We start from the raw sequence: 16,410 nt of genomic DNA, 5'->3' as shown, positions 1-16,410 counted from the left end.
GATAGAAGATCAATCGGCTAATGTTTAAACTGCATCTTAAAAGCAAAAGCCTTACTTTTGCAGGACAATGGCTTTTACCAAGTACATAAAGCACTACCTTACCTACCCGCTCATGTGGGTGATGCTGCTGTGGGCTGTCACACTGCCGGGCCACGAACTGGCTGTATATAGTTACTTGGTAAAAGGTTCTGCTGCTGAAGTAGCCCAAAGCCTCAGGTCAGCTACTAGCGAACAAGATGATTTTTCGGTAAAGCAACAGACTGTGCAAGTCTTTCTGGACGCTAATACCGCCTCAGTCATCGTGCTGAGTCCGCAGCAGTTCATCAAATGCGTGTTTCAGGCACTCACGTTTGCTACAGCCATTGATGACAGACCCTCTTACTCACCACATGCGGCAGGAGCTGAACTCATCACCCAGCTTTTCCCCATCACCATACAACCCAACGCCCCCTAGGCAATCTCAGTTCTGCACTGATAAGTTTTCCTCTGATGCATGCCAGTATTCAGCGCAGGCTCAGGGCATCTCCTTCTTTTTCATATAGAGCAAGTCAGCCTTACGCTGCTTTAAACCCTGTTATGCTTGTTAACCAGTAGGCACAGGACAGCTCTACATACTCATATTTTCGCATGACTGATTTTGCAATAGTCATATCGTGGATTTCCATTTTCGGATTACTCATCGGTATAGTCTTCCCTCAATGGAGTCTCTTTTGGTATGCAGGCGAGAAAAGCCGAATCAACTCCTTCATTATTTACAGCTCCCTTCTGATCATTTCATTTCTGCTGTTTGCTGTTTCAGCCTAAGATCACAGGAGCATATCATATAGCCAAAGTTATTTTAAAACCCTTTCACTTATCATGAACACTACTAATTCGAATGACCAGATCAGTAGCTGGACATCTGACCAATTACTAAACCTGGGTGTACCCGAACAGGCAGCTATGCACATCAACATGCTGGTCCTGATTTTGGCAACGGCCCTGTTGGTATACCTGGCGGATTTCTTTTCCAGGAAGATTCTGGTGGGTACCCTGCATAAGTTTGCGGCTAAGTCCAGCACGAAGTTGATAGAGTATCTGGTACGCAACAAGGTGATCGTATACCTGGCCCGGATTGCACCGCTTATTATTGTGGTGCAGGCTATACCTGTCGTGTTTGCCGATTTTACGAGCCTGATTTCGCCACTCATCAAGTTAACAGACATCTACCTGATCATGCTATGGGTGTGGGTAGCACGAGCGCTTCTGCGCACCTTCAAAGATTTCCTTAAGACAACTGAAACCTTCAGAGACAAGCCCGTAGAAAGCTTCCTGCAGGTGCTTACTATTTTTCTGTACTTCGTAGGCGGCTTGCTTATTTTCTCCACCCTCACAGGCAAAGACGCCTGGACATTCGTAACGGCTATGGGTGCGGCTTCGGCGATACTGATGCTGGTGTTCAAAGACACGATCATGGGCTTTGTGGCCAGCATACAGGTGTCGACCAACGACATGGTGCGCATAGGCGACTGGGTAACCATGGAAAAGTACGGCGCAGACGGTGATGTGATCGAGATAAACCTCAACACGGTCAAGGTGCAGAACTTCGACAAGACCATTACCACGATACCGACCTACTACCTGATCTCGGACTCGTTTAAAAACTGGCGGGGGATGCAGCGCTCTGGCGGGCGGCGCATCAAGCGCTCCGTGTTCATCAAGATCTCCAGCATCCGTTACCTGTCTGACGAGGAGGTGAGCCGCCTGAGCAAGATCCAGCTGCTGAAAGGCTACCTGGAAGAGCGCCAGCAGGAAATCAGGCAGTTTAACGCAGCCAACGAGATAGATAAGAGCCTTTTGATCAACGGGCGCAGCTTAACCAATGTGGGTGTGTTCCGGCAATATGTAGACGCCTACCTGAAGGCGCACCCGAAAACGCACAAAGGCATGACCATGATGGTGCGCCAGCTCGAGCCAACCACCACAGGTATGCCGATTGAGCTATACCTGTTTGCCAACAGCATTGTGTGGACGGAATACGAGGCAATTATGGCTGATATTTTTGACCACCTGCTGGCTGCTGTGAAGTACTTTGACCTGGAGGTGTTCGAAATGCCAGCGGCGGATGACGTGCGGAGCCTGCAATTCAATCCGGTTGCGACAGGCAACATGCATTATCCCATGACGGAGACCATGCAGAACTAAAGCGCCTGTAACCAGATCGTTAAACATCGGGCTGGCTGTGAATCAGGTATAGCAGGGAAGTCCCGTATCATTAAAAATCAAGGGACCTATACCTGTAAGCGGATAAATTTTGATGTATATTGTAAGATTGGCAGCTTGTTGCTGTATTGTTTTCACACTACTTATTTCAGTATAACGCGATTATATGACACACCTTCCCCATTTAGTAATGGACCTGGGGCTGATACTCGGAGCTGCGGGTATCACAACACTGATTTTCAAAAAGCTCAAGCAACCACTCGTGCTGGGCTATATCATAGCGGGCTTGCTGGTAGGGCCGCACTTCAACCTTTTCCCGACCATCATCGAGATTGAGAACATCAACGTGTGGGCCGAAATCGGCGTGATTTTCCTGCTGTTCAGCCTCGGGCTGGAGTTCAGTTTCAAGAAGCTGGTAAAAGTAGGCGGCGCATCCTCTATCATGGCGGGCGTGGAAGTGATTGTGATGCTCTTGCTGGGCTATCTCACAGGCAAAATGCTGGGCTGGAGCACGATGGACAGCGTGTTCCTGGGCGGTATACTTTCCATCTCCTCCACCACCATCATCATCCGGGCTTTCGACGAACTGGGCGTGAAGTCGCAGCGTTTCGCAGGGCTGGTATTTGGCGTGCTGATCGTGGAGGATCTGGTGGCGATCCTGCTCCTGGTGTTGCTCTCCACTCTGGCCGTGAGCCAGCAATTTGCGGGCACCGAAATGCTGCAGGCAGTGCTCAAGCTGGCTTTCTTCCTGGTGGTCTGGTTTCTGGCGGGTATCTTTCTTATACCTACTTTCCTGCGCAAGGCCAGCAAACTGATGAACGACGAGACCTTGCTGATTGTCTCCATCGCACTCTGTTTTATTATGGTGATACTGGCGGCGCAGGTAGGTTTCTCGCCAGCGTTAGGGGCGTTCATCATGGGCTCTATACTGGCAGAAACTACTAAGGCTGAGAAGATCGAGCACCTGGTCACCTCTGTGAAGGACCTTTTCGGTGCCATCTTCTTCGTCTCTGTAGGTATACTGATCAACCCGGCCATGATTGTGGAGTATGCCGGGCCGATCGCCCTGATCACTGTTGTGACGATTGTCGGCAAAATGGTGAGTATCACGGGCGGCGGTCTGATGGCCGGACAGGGGCTCAGGACTTCAATCCAGTCAGGTATGAGCGTGTCGCAGATCGGGGAGTTCTCATTCATCATCGCCACTCTGGGGCTCACCCTCAACGTAACCAGTGACTTTTTGTACCCGGTAGCGGTGGCGGTTTCGGCCATCACAACGTTCACCACACCTTACATGATCAAGCTGGCCGATCCGCTGCACCGTTCCGTAGAAGGTATGCTGCCGGAGCGATGGAAAACCTCACTCAACGAATATAGTTCGGGTGCAGAAACAATCAGTACCGTCAGCGACTGGAAAATAGTACTGCGGTCCTATGTCATCAACCTGGTGGTCTATTCGGTCATCCTGATTGCGATTGTACTGGCGTCCGGCAACTTTCTGTATCCGTTCATCACAGAGAACTTCATCAACGGTGTGTGGGGTGGTGTCGCGACGGTGGCGATTGCACTGGTGTTCATGGCGCCCTTTCTGTGGGCGATGGCTGTATACCATCCGCAGAAAGAAGCCCAGGGCCGCATCTGGGCTAACCGCAACTACCGCAGCCTGATTATCGTGTTGGAGTTTACGCGGGTAGGTATAGCCATCCTGTTCATCGGCTTCTTGCTCAACCAGGTGCTGTCGGTGCAAGTGGCCATTGTCAGCAGCTTATTCATCATCGGCTTGCTGGTTGTTTTCTCACGACGTATCCAGAACTTCTACACCCGCATCGAAGACCGGTTTATGTCGAACCTGAATGCCCGCGAAATCGAGGCGGCCAGCAAAATGACACATACGCTGGTGCCTTGGGATGCTCACCTGACTAGCTTCGAAGTATCGCCTAATGCAGTGGTCGTAGGTAAAAGCATGATTGAGCTGCAGATTCGCGAGAAGTATGGTGTGAATGTTGCCGTGATCGAGCGGGAAGGCCGCAACATTATGGCACCGACCCGTAACGAACGTATCTTCCCAGGCGATAAAATTTATGTATTCGGCACAGATGAGCAAATCGAGGCCTTTAGCGAATTTGTTAACGAAGAGTTTATACCTAGTTCGAACGGCGAGACCACCCGGGAAGAAATAAGTCTGCAGAAACTGGTCGTGTCGCCTGCCTCCAGGCTGCTTGGAAAGACTGTGCGAGAATCGGGGGTGCGGGAGAAAACGAAAGGGCTGATTGTAGGTATAGAAAAGAACGGCGAACGCATGCTCAACCCTGACTCGGAGCTGGTAATAGGAGAAGGTGATATTCTATGGATTGTAGGCAGTCCGTGGCGTATAAAACAACTGGAGGCCGCCCGTCAGGAAGCTTGAGAAAGAACATCCTTTTTACGACTTTAGCTTGACAAAGAAGCATTATGCGCAAAATTGAATACTGGATAGAGGAGAACCTCAACCTGTCGGCTGCCATACAGGAGAACATCGTGAAGTCACTTGTGGCTTTACTGGTGCTTTGGATCGTGAGCCGGGTGCTGCTGCGGCTGGCATCGCGGCAACAGACCGACTCCCGTAAGCTGTACCAATGGAGAAAGACAACCAACTACGTCGTAACGGGGCTGGGCATTATCTTTCTGGCCAATATCTGGTTCGATGGCTTCAGGTCCATCACTACGTTCCTGGGTATCTTCTCAGTCGGTCTGGTGGTGGTGCTCCGCGACCCGATTCTGAACATGATGGGCTGGGTGTTCCTCATCTGGAAGCGCCCCTTCAAGGTAGGCGACCGCATTAAGATAGGCCTCTATACCGGCGACGTCATCGACATTGGCTTCTTCCAGTTCACCATTAACGAGCTGGGAGAATGGGTGGATTCTGAGCAGGCAACGGGCCGCGTGGTGCACATCCCCAACAGCCAGGTATTCACGCAGGGGCAAATCAACTACAACTACGGCTTCCCCTTTCTGTGGCACGAGGTGCAGGTGCGGGTTACTTTTGAGAGCAATTGGCAGAAAGCGAAAACCATTTTACAGGAGATCGGGGGGCGGCATACCGAAAAACTGACAGGGGAGGTGGAGCAGCGCGTGCGCATAGAGGCGCAGCAGCACCTGATCTTCTATCGGAGCTTCGAGCCGCGGGTGTTTACCAAAGTCAGAGAGAATGGCATACAGCTTACTTTACGCTACCTCTGCAACCTGAATGGCCGTCGGGAGAGCGAAAACAAGATATGGGAAGACGTGCTGTCCGAGTTTCTGGCCACATCGGATATTCGCTTCGCTTACCCAACCACCCGTTTCTACAGCGCTGCCGAAGGACAGGAGAGCGAGACAGAACTGCAGCGGATTGTGTCGTCGCGAAAGAGCTTAGAATAGAATAAAAAAGGAGCCTGTTTATTATAGAACAGGCTCCTTTTTATTCTACCGGAGATTTAAAATTATACAGCTTTGCGAACCGCTCAACTTTGATTTTTATACTCCCTTCGCCTCCTTTTCTTTAGCCTCTTCCCGGAACTCCTTCATCCTTGTAAAATAATCCCGTGCGGCAGCCATCACCTTTGGCGAAAGCAGCAGGGCCGATACCATGGTAGGAATCGCCATCATAGCGTACATGCCGTCGATGAGGGCGATCACGGCTGTGATGGTGGCGGTGGCACCAAACACGATGGTGGCTACATAGAAGTAGTTGTAGTAGTGCTTATACTTCGCCCCGAAGAGGTAGCTGAAGCATTTGGTGCCATAGTAAGAGTAGGAAAACAACGAAGTGAAGGCAAAGATCATAACGCAAACCACCAACACATAGCTACCAAAGCCTGGCATAGCGTTGTTAAATGCAGTAGCCGTCATCGTTACGCCGCTGGCATCGGTATCCTGCCACGTACCCGTCAGGATAATGGCCAGGCCGGTGAGCGTGCACACGACAATAGTATCAATGAAAGGACCAAGCATGGCTACCAGTCCTTCGCGGATGGGCTCGTCGGTTTTGGCGGCCCCGTGCATCATTGAAGCCGTGCCTATACCTGCCTCATTCGAGAAGGCCGCCCTGCGTGCACCTGCAATAATAATCGCACCTACAGCACCGCCCAGCACCGTTTGAGCCGAGAAGGCGTCTCTGAAGATCAAGGCGAAGGCATCGGGTATAGCAGTGTAGTTCACGAACATGATGTAGAACACAGCCAGCATGTAGAGCACCACCATGCCCGGCACCATCTTGCCTGCCACATGGCCAATGCGCTGTATACCTCCGAAAATCACGAGAGAGGTAATGAATACAAGCACCAGCCCGATGGTGAGGTTGGTGTAGAAAAGGTCGGTGGTAGTAAAGCCATTGGGCTCGAGTACAACCTCCCGTATCACCTGCGTGAGCTGGTTGGCCTGGAAGATAGGCAGTGTACCGAACAGACCGGCAACAGCAAAGAAGGCTGCTAGCGGTTTCCATTTCTTGCCAAGGCCTGTTTCAATCACGTACATCGGTCCGCCCTCCAGGTGGCCTACACTGTCGTGGCCACGGTACATCACCGACAGGGAACAGGTAAAGAACTTGGTGGCCATACCTACAAAGGCACTCACCCACATCCAAAACAGCACACCCGGTCCGCCAATAGCGATGGCGACAGCCACACCGCTGATGTTACCCATACCTACCGTAGCTGCCAGCGCAGCCGACAGCGCCTCAAAGTGGTTGATGTCTCCCGGGTCGTTGGGGTCGTCGTATTTGCCGCGCAGCACGTTGATGGCATGGCGCAGGTAGCGGAAGGGCAGGAAGCCCGAGTAAAACATAAAGTAAAAACCGCCGCCCATCAGGAGGATCAACAAAGGCATACCCCAGGCGGCGTCACTAAACCAGACTAAAAATTCTTCTAATGCTTTCAATAGAAATAGGTTTCTTAAGTAGAAAGCTACAAAGATACGCTTAGAATGGCAACCAAAGGCACTATACAATTGCCGTATTTTTTCGTAGCTTACAGGTATAGGTGCCGGTACTGGTACAGGTATACTGTTAAACCCCTGCCCATGAAAACCAGGTTTATAGTACTGATCGACTTTTCTTCCTACTCCAAATTTGAGCTGCAACTGGCCAAGCACTGGGCTGACAGCATGGCCGCTGACGTGCTGCTTCTGCACGAGCCCGTTGTTATGGCACCGGCCCTCACCGATGCCAGTACCCGCAACGAGATAATCGGTTATGAGACCGATAAAGCCCTGAACAAGCTCAAGGCATTTACGATGCAGCACCTGCCTGATACCCGCCGCATCAGCTATCGTGTAGCCGAGGACAGCCTGATTATATCACTGCAGCGTCTGTTGAGCGAGTATTATTACAATGTAATCTTTGTAGGGCTGAAAGGGACTGGCTTCCTAAAGAGAATCTTTATGGGCAGCACAGCCATTAGCGTAATTGACGAAACAAATGATGTCGTAGTGGCCGTGCCCCGGCACTCTTTCAACATGTCGCCTGACACGCTTTATATAAGTGTGTACTACAAATACAGACTCAACACGGCAGAGCTTGACAAGGTGCTTCAGCTGTTCGGTGATAAGATCAAGCACATCCGTTTTTTGTCTGTAGTGGCGAAGAAGGATAGTATGAAACAAACGATGGGCTACCTGGAAGAGCTGCGGAAGATGTATCATGGCGAGCGAGATGCTCACATAGAGGCTTTCGAGGGAGAAGATGCTTTCTACACCTTGAAGCAATACATGAATGCTCATGCCGATGGTATGCTGGTCGTGCAGAAAGGGTCCCGTTCTTTCACCAATCAGGTATTTCGCCGGTTTCTGATCAATGAACTGGTTTACGATGCGTCTGTTCCGCTGATTGTGCTGCCGCAAGAGAGTGGCCAGGTATAGAGGGATGTTTAAAACCAAATGCCCCTGTGCCCTGTATTATGTCGGGAGCACTATCTTTTTCGCTCCTGCCACCCCGAAGCGACTACTATGAACCTAGGTGACCTGATCAATAACCAATTTTACGAATTCGCCCTCATTATCTTTCTGGCGACCATAGCCGGTGCTATTGGCCGTGTACTGCGACAGCCGCTTATCGTGTCCTTTATCGCAGTAGGTATACTGGTAGGGCCATCGGTGCTCAACATCCTCAACTCTGAGCATGAGATAGACCTGCTTGCCGAAATGGGCATCGCCATCCTGCTCTTTGTTGTAGGCCTCAAACTCGACATCAACCTGATAAAGTCTACGGGTAAGGTAGCCCTGATGACTGGTTTGGGGCAGGTGATCTTTACATCTGTTTTCGGCTTCGGCATTGCCATGGCATTGGGCTTCGACTGGCTGGAGTCGGTGTATGTGGCAGTGGCGCTCACTTTTTCGAGTACCATTATCATCGTTAAGCTGCTCTCTGATAAGAAGGAGATTGACATGCTGCACGGGCAGATTGCGCTCGGCTTCCTGATTGTGCAGGACATTGTGGTAGTTATCGTGATGATCGTGCTCTCGGCGCTGGGCACTGAGTCGGATCGCTCCGTTGGGCTGGACCTGCTCTATGTGTTCGGCAAAGGCATCGCCATGTTTGCCGTGGTGGCTGTACTGATGAAATACGTTATACCCAAGCTTACCAAGCAACTGGCCGACTCGCAGGAACTGCTGGTGTTGTTCTCTATTGGCTGGGCTATTCTGCTGGCCGCAATGGGCGATTTTCTGGGCTTCAGCAAAGAGGTAGGTGCTTTCCTGGCAGGTATATCGCTGGCCTCTACGCAGTACAGGGAGGTTATCAGCGGTCGCCTCACCAGCGTGCGCGACTTCCTGCTGCTATTCTTCTTCCTCGACCTGGGTTCGCAGCTCAACCTGGGGCTGATGGGTGAGCAGATCCTGCCGTCGGTTATTTTCTCGGTGTTCGTACTCGTGGGCAATCCCATCATCGTGCTCATCATCATGGGCATCATGGGCTACCACAAGCGCACCTCCTTTAAGGCAGGCCTTACCGTAGCACAGATCAGTGAATTCTCGCTCATCCTCATCAACATGGGTATGGACGTGGGACACATCGACGAAGAGACGCTGGGGCTGGTTACCTTGGTCGGGCTGATCACAATCACACTCTCAACTTACATGATCATGTTCTCAGACCAGCTCTTTGATTGGCTCTCACCGATGCTGGGCATCTTTGAAAAGAAAAAGCCGACGCAGGCCAAAGAGCTGGAGGATGATACTGAGAAGGTTGATGTGCTCATTTTCGGACTCGGCCGTTACGGCAAGCGCATTGCCAGAGCACTGGAAGAACGCGACCTCAAATACATTGGCGCCGACATAGACCCTGCCTTGGTAAACAACTGGAAGGAGCACGATTTGAATGCCGTGTACTGTGATGCGGAAGATCCCGATCTGGGGGAGGTGCTACCTGTAAAGAGGGTGTCGAACGTCATCAGCACCATATCGGATGTAAAGGTGAACATTGCCCTGATGAAGCTACTCAGGCACGAGAATTTTGATGGCCGCATTGCCGTAACCGCCAACAATGATGACACCGTGCAAATACTAAAAGAGGCGGGAGCGGAATATATCCTGGAGCCTTACAAAGATTCAGCTAAAAAGGTAGCCGAAATGTTCAGCCATAAGGTGGAGAAAGACGAAAGAGAGGAAGAGCAGCAAGAGAAATATAACGAAGAAGGTAAGTCTAGGGAAGAAGATGATGCAGCATAGGGAAAGCTTCACACAGCTCGACATGCCCGATGCTGAGGTATACTACGCCCCGCACTTTTTCACCCAAGAGGAAAGCGACCTATACCTGCAGCGCCTGACAGAGGAAGTGGCCTGGCAACAAGAGGAAATCAAAATGTTTGGCAAACAACTGCCGCTGCCCCGGCTCACAGCCTGGTACGGCGACAAAGGCTATACCTACTCGGGGCTCTATAATGCGCCTCAGCCCTGGCTGCCGGTATTGCTGGAGCTGAAGGAGCGGATAGAGGCAGCCTCCGGCGACAGTTATAACAGCGTGCTGCTCAACTACTACCGTCACGGGCAGGACAGCATGGGCTGGCACTCCGACGATGAAAAATCGCTTGCGCCAGGTATAGCCTCTGTCAGTTTTGGAGGGGAGCGAGGCTTTGCCTTCCGGCACCGCAAGCGCAAAGACCTGCCTGCTTTGAAGCTTACACTGCAGCACGGCAGTCTCCTGCTCATGCAGGGAACCACACAACAGCACTGGCAGCACCAACTGCCCAAAACAAGTCGCCCTATCCCGCCCCGCATTAACCTGACTTTCCGTACAATCATTGGCTAAGGTATAATGCCGCCGGAGTATTGCCTTTCCCGATTGGAAAACGTTTCTTTACAGAACAAGAAGCCCTGAACCTCACACTATGACTGAGAGAAAGAACATCACCATCATGGGAGCCGGACTGGTTGGTTCGCTGCTGTCGCTATACCTGGCCAAACGCGGTCACAAAGTGGACATCTACGAGCGCCGACCCGACATGCGCAAGATCCTGCTCGATGGTGGCCGTTCGATCAACCTTGCCCTGAGCGACCGCGGCTTTAAAGCGCTTAGAGGTATAGGTATAGAGGAGGCTGTGCGCAAAGTGGCTATACCGATGCATGGCCGCATGATGCACGATGAGCAGGGCAATCTGACGTTTCAGCCGTACGGCAAAGAGGGACAGTCGATTTACTCCGTTTCCCGAGCAGGCCTGAACGCCGCTTTGATGGACCTGTCGGAGCCCAATCCTGATATCACCTACCACTTCAACCGCCAGCTGCTCGACCTGGACCTGCGCCAAAGCAAAGCCACCCTGCGCAACCACGAAACAGGCGAGTTGGAAGAGCTGCACACCGAAATGCTGTTCGGTGCCGATGGGGCTTTTTCGATGGTGCGTAACGCCATGCAGAAAACCGAACGCTACAACTACTCACAAAGCTATCTGGAGTACGGCTACAAGGAACTGACCATACCGCCGGCCGAAGACGGTGGCTGGGCACTGGAGAAGAACGCCCTGCACATCTGGCCGCGCGGCAACTACATGATGATCGCCCTGCCCAACATCGACGGCAGCTTCACCTGTACCTTGTTTTTCCCTTACGAGGGGGAGCTTTCCTTTGAGAGCATCAAAACCGACGACGACCTGCTCAACTTCTTCCTGCAGACTTTCCCTGACGCTATACCTTTGATGCCTGACCTGGCCGAAGATTATTTCTCTAACCCCATCGGTTCGCTGGTGACGGTCAAGTGCTTCCCCTGGTCCTTCGAAGACAAAGCCTTGCTGATAGGCGACGCCTGCCATGCGGTGGTGCCGTTCTACGGACAGGGGATGAATGCCGGCTTTGAGGATATCACCGTGCTGGACCAGATGCTCGACACATTTGACGGGGACTGGGAAAGCCTGTTCAAGAAGTTTGAGCGCAGACGCAAACCCGATGCCGATGCCATTGCTGACCTGGCCGTAATGAACTTCATCGAGATGCGCGACAAGGTAGCCGATCCGCGCTTCCTGCTCCGCAAAAAGATCGAAGGCAGGATCAACCAGCAATACCCCGACAAGTGGATACCGCTCTACTCCATGGTAACCTTCACAGACCTGCCTTATTCCTACGCCCTGGAAACAGGCCGTGAGCAGGATAAGATCATGAAAAAGGTGATGAAGCACATCAAGGCTGTAGAAGATTACGACAAGCCGGAGGTGCAGAAACTGCTGGAAAAGCAGCTTGTAAAAAAAGAGAAACTGAAGGGGTATCAGGCAGAGAAGGTATAGTCTGCTGACCCAACCAGGTTTAAACCGGAATGCCTGTACATCTCTTTTTCATAGCCGTTGCCATTAAACTTCGACTCAAAGGTGCACAGGCATTCAGGAGAATAAATTGTGAGAGGAAATGGTTGCTACTACGGTGCCTTAAAAGAGATCATCTGCCCATATACCAGTGTGGTCCCGGTCTTAACGAATGGCCTCACATAATACACGACATTTCGGTCAAAGGTATGCTGTACATCAGCTGTAAAATAACCCGATTCTGACTTTTTACCCAGATTGACAGCTTGAGCAGTTTGCAGGCCCAGGTAAGGCTTCGTCTTGGCCCAAACGAAGCCGTGTTCTATGATAGGCTCCGTACCTGCATTGAGTATGGTCGCACTGAAAGTGGCGCTTGAGGCCGCTACATTGCTTGCCGAATGCGTATCCAATTGGTAATAATCCCTGGTCGGGCTAACGTCTTCTTGTGTGCACGCACCCAGGCACACTCCAATAGCTAGCAGCAAGAATAAACTGATCTTTTTTATAAAATTCATAACAAGTTGATTATCGGAAAATGTAAGCTGCTGTCAGATAAATACTGTTGTTGCTGTTCAACTGCGTGGAGGATCTGGAAGTGTCCTTTTTATTTCCGGGTGACAGTTGGCTAAGGTCATACCTGATCTGGAATTGCATCGTGTGCTTGTCACTTATCTGGTAGCCAGTGCCTACAGCAACAGTCGGAACCAAGTATAGCTTCTTGAGGTTGGAGTCCAGGAACTCATCCGTAATGCTGGTTTCAATATGCCGTGTATCATTGATCATACTCTCCGTCTCGATACGGGCGATCGCCTGACCACTCAATATGATGTTGCTTGTGAGGCCAACCCCCAGGTATGGCGTAAATGCAGCCAGTTGCGCAAGCTGATAACGTCCCATTGACACAATAGCTAGTCTTTTGATCGCAATGCTATAGTCGGTCTGATGTTTCACTTGAGCCTCCTGCACAGCCGCATACCCCTGGTGCTTTTCCTGGCTATAGAGCGGTTCCAACTGCAGCGATAGCCTCTGACTGGTTCTGGGGAATGCAATATTGAAGAAAGCGCCAAAAACCAGGTTCTGCGACTGGGAAAAGGTCGCCTGCTCCAACGAGTGTGAGCCTGTGTTAAAATCCAGTGTAGCGGTATGAGTACTTACTGATAAGCCCTTCTCGACGGTTGTCCAGGGCTTGTCGGCATTGTAAGTGATGCTATTATTGGGGCTAACACAGTTGTTGTAATTCTCCACTACCTCAACCATCCGCTGCGTGCTGATTTTGTTTAGCATCTTTGCCAGGTGCTCTTCCGGTACCGGACAGTCAAGGGTAAGTGAGTTGATCAGAATCAGGTGTTTCGTGGAGTTGGCATTCTGTTCATCCTTCTGCAGCGGCATCAGCGCTTCACCCTGCTTTGCGAGGTAAAGCTGATTCTGGTACTGGTATAAGTTTAAGCGGCCACGCACCAGCACCTCTGCAAACGCTGTAAGCACATTTCCCTTCTTATCCGTCAGTTGTTTGCGCTCCAACTGAGAACCATTGGTGAAGCCATAAGCCACGACAGATTCAGGGGAATACTCTGTCATATCAGCGTTTGTGTCTTTTTTGAAGAAAAAGCTTTTATAAATGCTTTTGCCCTCGCGGTGCTTCACCAGACCCCTGATTGTGTCGCCTGACGCCTCCACCATAAAGCCGGCTTTGTATGACTGCGCGGTTGCAGTTGTAGTGCAAAAGAAAGTACCCCCAATCGCAAGAGCACCTAATAAAAGTCTGTTAAGCATAAAATGAGAATGATGTAAGTGTCAAAAGCCTTGCGCAAAACTCCTTATGGGGGCTGAACACATAGATATGAAATAGTATGTACAATGTGATCTATTTGATCACAAAAGCAGCAGTCAGGTACATACCCGTCTGTTTGTTACTCATGAATATTCTGTTATCCATCGGATTGCCTCGGGTGTCTGCAATGTAACGACCGAACTCATATCTGAACTGCAATAGAAGATCCTGCCGTTCACTTAGTTGGAATCTGGATCCTACGGCAGCCGTTAATGCATGGGAGAACTTTGTGCCGATTTCAGAGTTAAATGTTCCTGCTTCGATGTGACCGTTATAATGATATTCAGTATTTTGATTCCCTCTCACCCTGCTGTTAAGAATGTAATCATTTGCAATACCAAAGCCTACATAAGGATTAATCCTTTTATCGAGCGTAAGTTTATATCTTAGAAAAACAGGAATGGATAGGCGGGTCATATTTATGTTATAATTCCCATAGGTAACGTAGGATTCCTTTGGATGACGGAAGGTACTGCTGTGCCGTTCTTTGCTGTATGTTGGCTCAACCTGCACCGAGATCCGCTCACTTCTTTTAGGCGAGGTAAAATTCAGAATAGCTCCGTAAACCAAGTTGTGTGACATATCGAGCTTAGTAGGCTCGGATGATTTGTGATTGAACTGTATAGCTGTTGAATAGCTACCTGCAAACATACCTACTTCTGCCTTAAGCCATGTTTTCTTATAAGAAACATTGTTGGCAGGCGCTACACAAGTGTTATAGCTGCGAACAATGGCCGTTACATCGGATACAAGCAGTCGCTTCTGCACCTTCAGCATCAACTTATCCGGTACCGGGCAGTCGAGGGTAAGGGAGTTGAGCAGGATCAGGTGCTGGGTGGAGGTGTTCACCGTTTTTTGCTCGCCGATATGCCTCGTTATGTCCTGGTCGTCTGTTTGCAGGTATAAGTGCTTCAGCCCGCTGTTCTCCTTCTCCAGGTATAGCAGGTTGTCTTGTGTGTAAAGCATAAGCTTTCCTTGCTCCAGCACCTCTATAAACATGCGGTTTAGTGTCCCATCTATTGCAGGCACCTCTTTGCTCATGAAAGGAGCTTCGCCTGCTATACCGTAGGCAAGAATGTCTGCAGGGAGGTACTCTTTTGTGTCAGCATCTTCAGCGGTTTTAAAAATACAGCTCTTGTAGTTCTGCCTGCCTTCCCGGTAGCGTACCAAGCCTTTGGTTGTATCACCGGCAGCCTGCACGATAAAGCCGGGCCGGAATGTCTGGGCAGTTGAACATAGAGGAGTGAGCAAGGCCACAGCAGCCAGCCAGTAGAGTAAAACTTGTTTCATGAAATTTGGAAGAAGCAGTGAAGACAAACAAGGCCGGAACCACCTATGGCTCCGACCTTATCAAGTTATAGTTTAAATTGGGGAATACAGCTTAAAAGTAGAAGCCGAGAAGCACTGATACGGTTCTTGTGTCAGAGTCAAGTGCATTGGTAATTCTATTAACGGCAGCTTGATCGTGCAAATCCAGCCCCAACTCATAGCGAGCTTCCAATGATAGTCTGTGCTTATTCAGGTTGAAATACGTGCCGGCACCCGCCATAATGCCTTGCTGCATTTTCCCAAAGAAGTTCTCATCATCACGGTTCCTTTCGGTAGGTGTACTGCTCTGTGTTCTTCTGACATACTGGGTGTGCTTGTAGTCGCGCTGACTGAAGATGTTGAAAAAACCACCGGCATTCACGAATGGTTGAAGCGTCTTACCCGCAAAATCGTAACGGAGAGCTGTCGTGAGCTTAACGGCAGCAAGCTCAATTTCAATGTTGTTATCATAATAGGATTCAAACCAAGCATAGCTGGGGTTGGCCTGATAGCTGTTGCTAAAATAACGGCCCTCTACCAGGATAGACGCATTCTCATTGATACGGGGTGAGTTGAGCAGCAGCGCGATACCAAAGGTAGGGTGAGTATTGGTATTGAACTCAGCATTTTCCAGGTGGATGTATCTTTCGTCAGTGGCTGAGAAGTTAAGCGAGGTATGGCTGATGGCTCCCACTAATCCCGGTTTGATGGCGAACCACTTCTTTGACTCCTTAAATGTCGTTTGTTCTTCAGCCCCGCCAATGCAGCTGTTATACTCTTTTACCAGGTCCACCAGGCTCTTTTCGGCCAGCTTGACCCGCTCCACCTTGCTGAACATCGCAAAGCAATCCTGCATCAGCGTGTTCAACGTGCGTACATGATGGTTGATGTCCCTTTGGGCTGTTACGCCGTAGTTGTTGACGTACGTTTCCTTTGTGATATAAAGCTTATGCAGTTTGTCCGGGTTGTCATTCTTTTCGACAAAGAATGTGCCTTTGTAAACATAGAGGCTGAGCGTACCCCGAACAAGTTCCTGCATAAACACATACTCAGCAGCCAGCGAATCAGCGTGATCAAGCGTGCGGGTGCGGTAGTTCCTGTCGCCCGGGAAGCCATAGCCTGAGAGGTCGTTAGCGGTATAGGATGTGGTGCCTGATTCTCCGTTTCTCTTGAAACCGATCATTTTGCCAGATGCGTCGGTGCGGTAGCTCACCTGCCCCTGCAGGGTATCGCCCTGTGGCATCACGACATAGCCTGGTTTGTAGTCACTTTGCGCCGCAGCGGGCACTGCAAGAAGTACACTCATGCAGAGTGTAATAAGTTTGTATA

General features: G+C 50.5%; 13 protein-coding genes. 8 read left to right on the top strand and 5 right to left on the bottom strand.

Annotated features, from left to right (window positions below; genetic code table 11):
* The first annotated feature begins 67 nt into the window (after positions 1 to 67).
* The 4 genes from BW972_RS04190 (at position 68) to BW972_RS04175 (ending at position 5,601) form a co-directional block, all read left to right on the top strand.
* On the top strand, positions 68 to 454 hold the full coding sequence (locus tag BW972_RS04190) for a hypothetical protein (protein ID WP_007654154.1): 387 nt from the start codon (positions 68 to 70) through the stop codon (positions 452 to 454).
* 404 nt (positions 455 to 858) lie between these two features.
* The gene (locus BW972_RS04185; protein WP_007654152.1) at positions 859 to 2,184 is read left to right on the top strand and encodes a mechanosensitive ion channel family protein; all 1,326 of its coding nucleotides are present in this window, start codon (positions 859 to 861) and stop codon (positions 2,182 to 2,184) included.
* A gap of 184 nt (positions 2,185 to 2,368) precedes the next feature.
* On the top strand, positions 2,369 to 4,609 hold the full coding sequence (locus BW972_RS04180) for a cation:proton antiporter domain-containing protein (RefSeq protein ID WP_076421233.1): 2,241 nt from the start codon (positions 2,369 to 2,371) through the stop codon (positions 4,607 to 4,609).
* A 44-nt stretch (positions 4,610 to 4,653) separates the two neighbouring features.
* Positions 4,654 to 5,601 carry a mechanosensitive ion channel family protein gene (locus tag BW972_RS04175; protein WP_007654138.1) on the top strand — a complete coding sequence of 316 codons (948 nt, stop codon included), beginning with the start codon at positions 4,654 to 4,656 and terminating at the stop codon, positions 5,599 to 5,601.
* A gap of 96 nt (positions 5,602 to 5,697) precedes the next feature.
* On the opposite strand, the gene BW972_RS04170 is transcribed toward BW972_RS04175, so the two are convergent.
* Positions 5,698 to 7,098 (bottom strand): alanine/glycine:cation symporter family protein, encoded by a 1,401-nt coding sequence (locus BW972_RS04170; protein WP_143731850.1) that lies wholly within the window; start codon positions 7,096 to 7,098, stop codon positions 5,698 to 5,700.
* Positions 7,099 to 7,239: 141 nt separating this feature from the next.
* Between BW972_RS04170 and BW972_RS04165 the strand changes: the two genes are divergently transcribed.
* The 4 genes from BW972_RS04165 (at position 7,240) to BW972_RS04150 (ending at position 11,927) form a co-directional block, all read left to right on the top strand.
* A complete protein-coding gene (locus BW972_RS04165; protein WP_076421231.1) occupies positions 7,240 to 8,076 on the top strand; it encodes a universal stress protein in 837 nt (278 codons plus the stop codon).
* A gap of 87 nt (positions 8,077 to 8,163) precedes the next feature.
* Positions 8,164 to 9,882 carry a cation:proton antiporter gene (locus BW972_RS04160; RefSeq protein WP_076421229.1) on the top strand — a complete coding sequence of 573 codons (1,719 nt, stop codon included), beginning with the start codon at positions 8,164 to 8,166 and terminating at the stop codon, positions 9,880 to 9,882.
* Entirely contained in the window at positions 9,869 to 10,462 is a 594-nt protein-coding gene (locus BW972_RS04155) for an alpha-ketoglutarate-dependent dioxygenase AlkB family protein (protein WP_076421227.1), read from the top strand. Before BW972_RS04160 ends, BW972_RS04155 begins: the two co-directional genes overlap by 14 nt.
* Positions 10,463 to 10,541: 79 nt before the next feature.
* Positions 10,542 to 11,927, top strand: a complete 1,386-nt coding sequence (locus BW972_RS04150) for an FAD-dependent oxidoreductase (protein WP_076421225.1) — start codon at positions 10,542 to 10,544, stop codon at positions 11,925 to 11,927.
* A gap of 128 nt (positions 11,928 to 12,055) precedes the next feature.
* Here BW972_RS04150 and BW972_RS04145 read toward each other — a convergent pair whose 3' ends face one another.
* The 4 genes from BW972_RS04145 to BW972_RS04130 all read right to left on the bottom strand — a co-directional run bounded on the left by BW972_RS04145 (position 12,056) and on the right by BW972_RS04130 (position 16,387).
* Entirely contained in the window at positions 12,056 to 12,352 is a 297-nt protein-coding gene (locus BW972_RS04145) for a hypothetical protein (protein WP_143731846.1), read from the bottom strand.
* 115 nt (positions 12,353 to 12,467) lie between these two features.
* A complete protein-coding gene (locus tag BW972_RS04140; RefSeq protein ID WP_143731844.1) occupies positions 12,468 to 13,715 on the bottom strand; it encodes a hypothetical protein in 1,248 nt (415 codons plus the stop codon).
* Positions 13,716 to 13,806: 91 nt separating this feature from the next.
* The gene (locus tag BW972_RS04135) at positions 13,807 to 15,063 is read right to left on the bottom strand and encodes an outer membrane beta-barrel protein (RefSeq protein ID WP_083674066.1); all 1,257 of its coding nucleotides are present in this window, start codon (positions 15,061 to 15,063) and stop codon (positions 13,807 to 13,809) included.
* A 91-nt stretch (positions 15,064 to 15,154) separates the two neighbouring features.
* Positions 15,155 to 16,387 (bottom strand): porin family protein, encoded by a 1,233-nt coding sequence (locus BW972_RS04130; RefSeq protein WP_234986293.1) that lies wholly within the window; start codon positions 16,385 to 16,387, stop codon positions 15,155 to 15,157.
* Between the last annotated feature and the right edge of the window lie 23 nt (positions 16,388 to 16,410).

Source organism: Pontibacter lucknowensis (assembly GCF_900156415.1).
Taxonomy (GTDB): Bacteria; Bacteroidota; Bacteroidia; order Cytophagales; family Hymenobacteraceae; genus Pontibacter; species Pontibacter lucknowensis.
Note: the sequence above shows the minus strand (reverse complement) of the source record. Positions and strands in the feature narration are given on the sequence as shown.

Coding starts and splice junctions, on each gene's coding strand:
- BW972_RS04190 (WP_007654154.1), top strand. CDS start 68: ATGGCTTTTACCAAGTACATAAAGCACTACCTTACCTACCCGCTCATG.
- BW972_RS04185 (WP_007654152.1), top strand. CDS start 859: ATGAACACTACTAATTCGAATGACCAGATCAGTAGCTGGACATCTGAC.
- BW972_RS04180 (WP_076421233.1), top strand. CDS start 2,369: ATGACACACCTTCCCCATTTAGTAATGGACCTGGGGCTGATACTCGGA.
- BW972_RS04175 (WP_007654138.1), top strand. CDS start 4,654: ATGCGCAAAATTGAATACTGGATAGAGGAGAACCTCAACCTGTCGGCT.
- BW972_RS04165 (WP_076421231.1), top strand. CDS start 7,240: ATGAAAACCAGGTTTATAGTACTGATCGACTTTTCTTCCTACTCCAAA.
- BW972_RS04160 (WP_076421229.1), top strand. CDS start 8,164: ATGAACCTAGGTGACCTGATCAATAACCAATTTTACGAATTCGCCCTC.
- BW972_RS04155 (WP_076421227.1), top strand. CDS start 9,869: ATGATGCAGCATAGGGAAAGCTTCACACAGCTCGACATGCCCGATGCT.
- BW972_RS04150 (WP_076421225.1), top strand. CDS start 10,542: ATGACTGAGAGAAAGAACATCACCATCATGGGAGCCGGACTGGTTGGT.
- BW972_RS04140 (WP_143731844.1), bottom strand. CDS start 13,715: ATGCTTAACAGACTTTTATTAGGTGCTCTTGCGATTGGGGGTACTTTC.
- BW972_RS04135 (WP_083674066.1), bottom strand. CDS start 15,063: ATGAAACAAGTTTTACTCTACTGGCTGGCTGCTGTGGCCTTGCTCACT.
- BW972_RS04130 (WP_234986293.1), bottom strand. CDS start 16,387: ATGAGTGTACTTCTTGCAGTGCCCGCTGCGGCGCAAAGTGACTACAAA.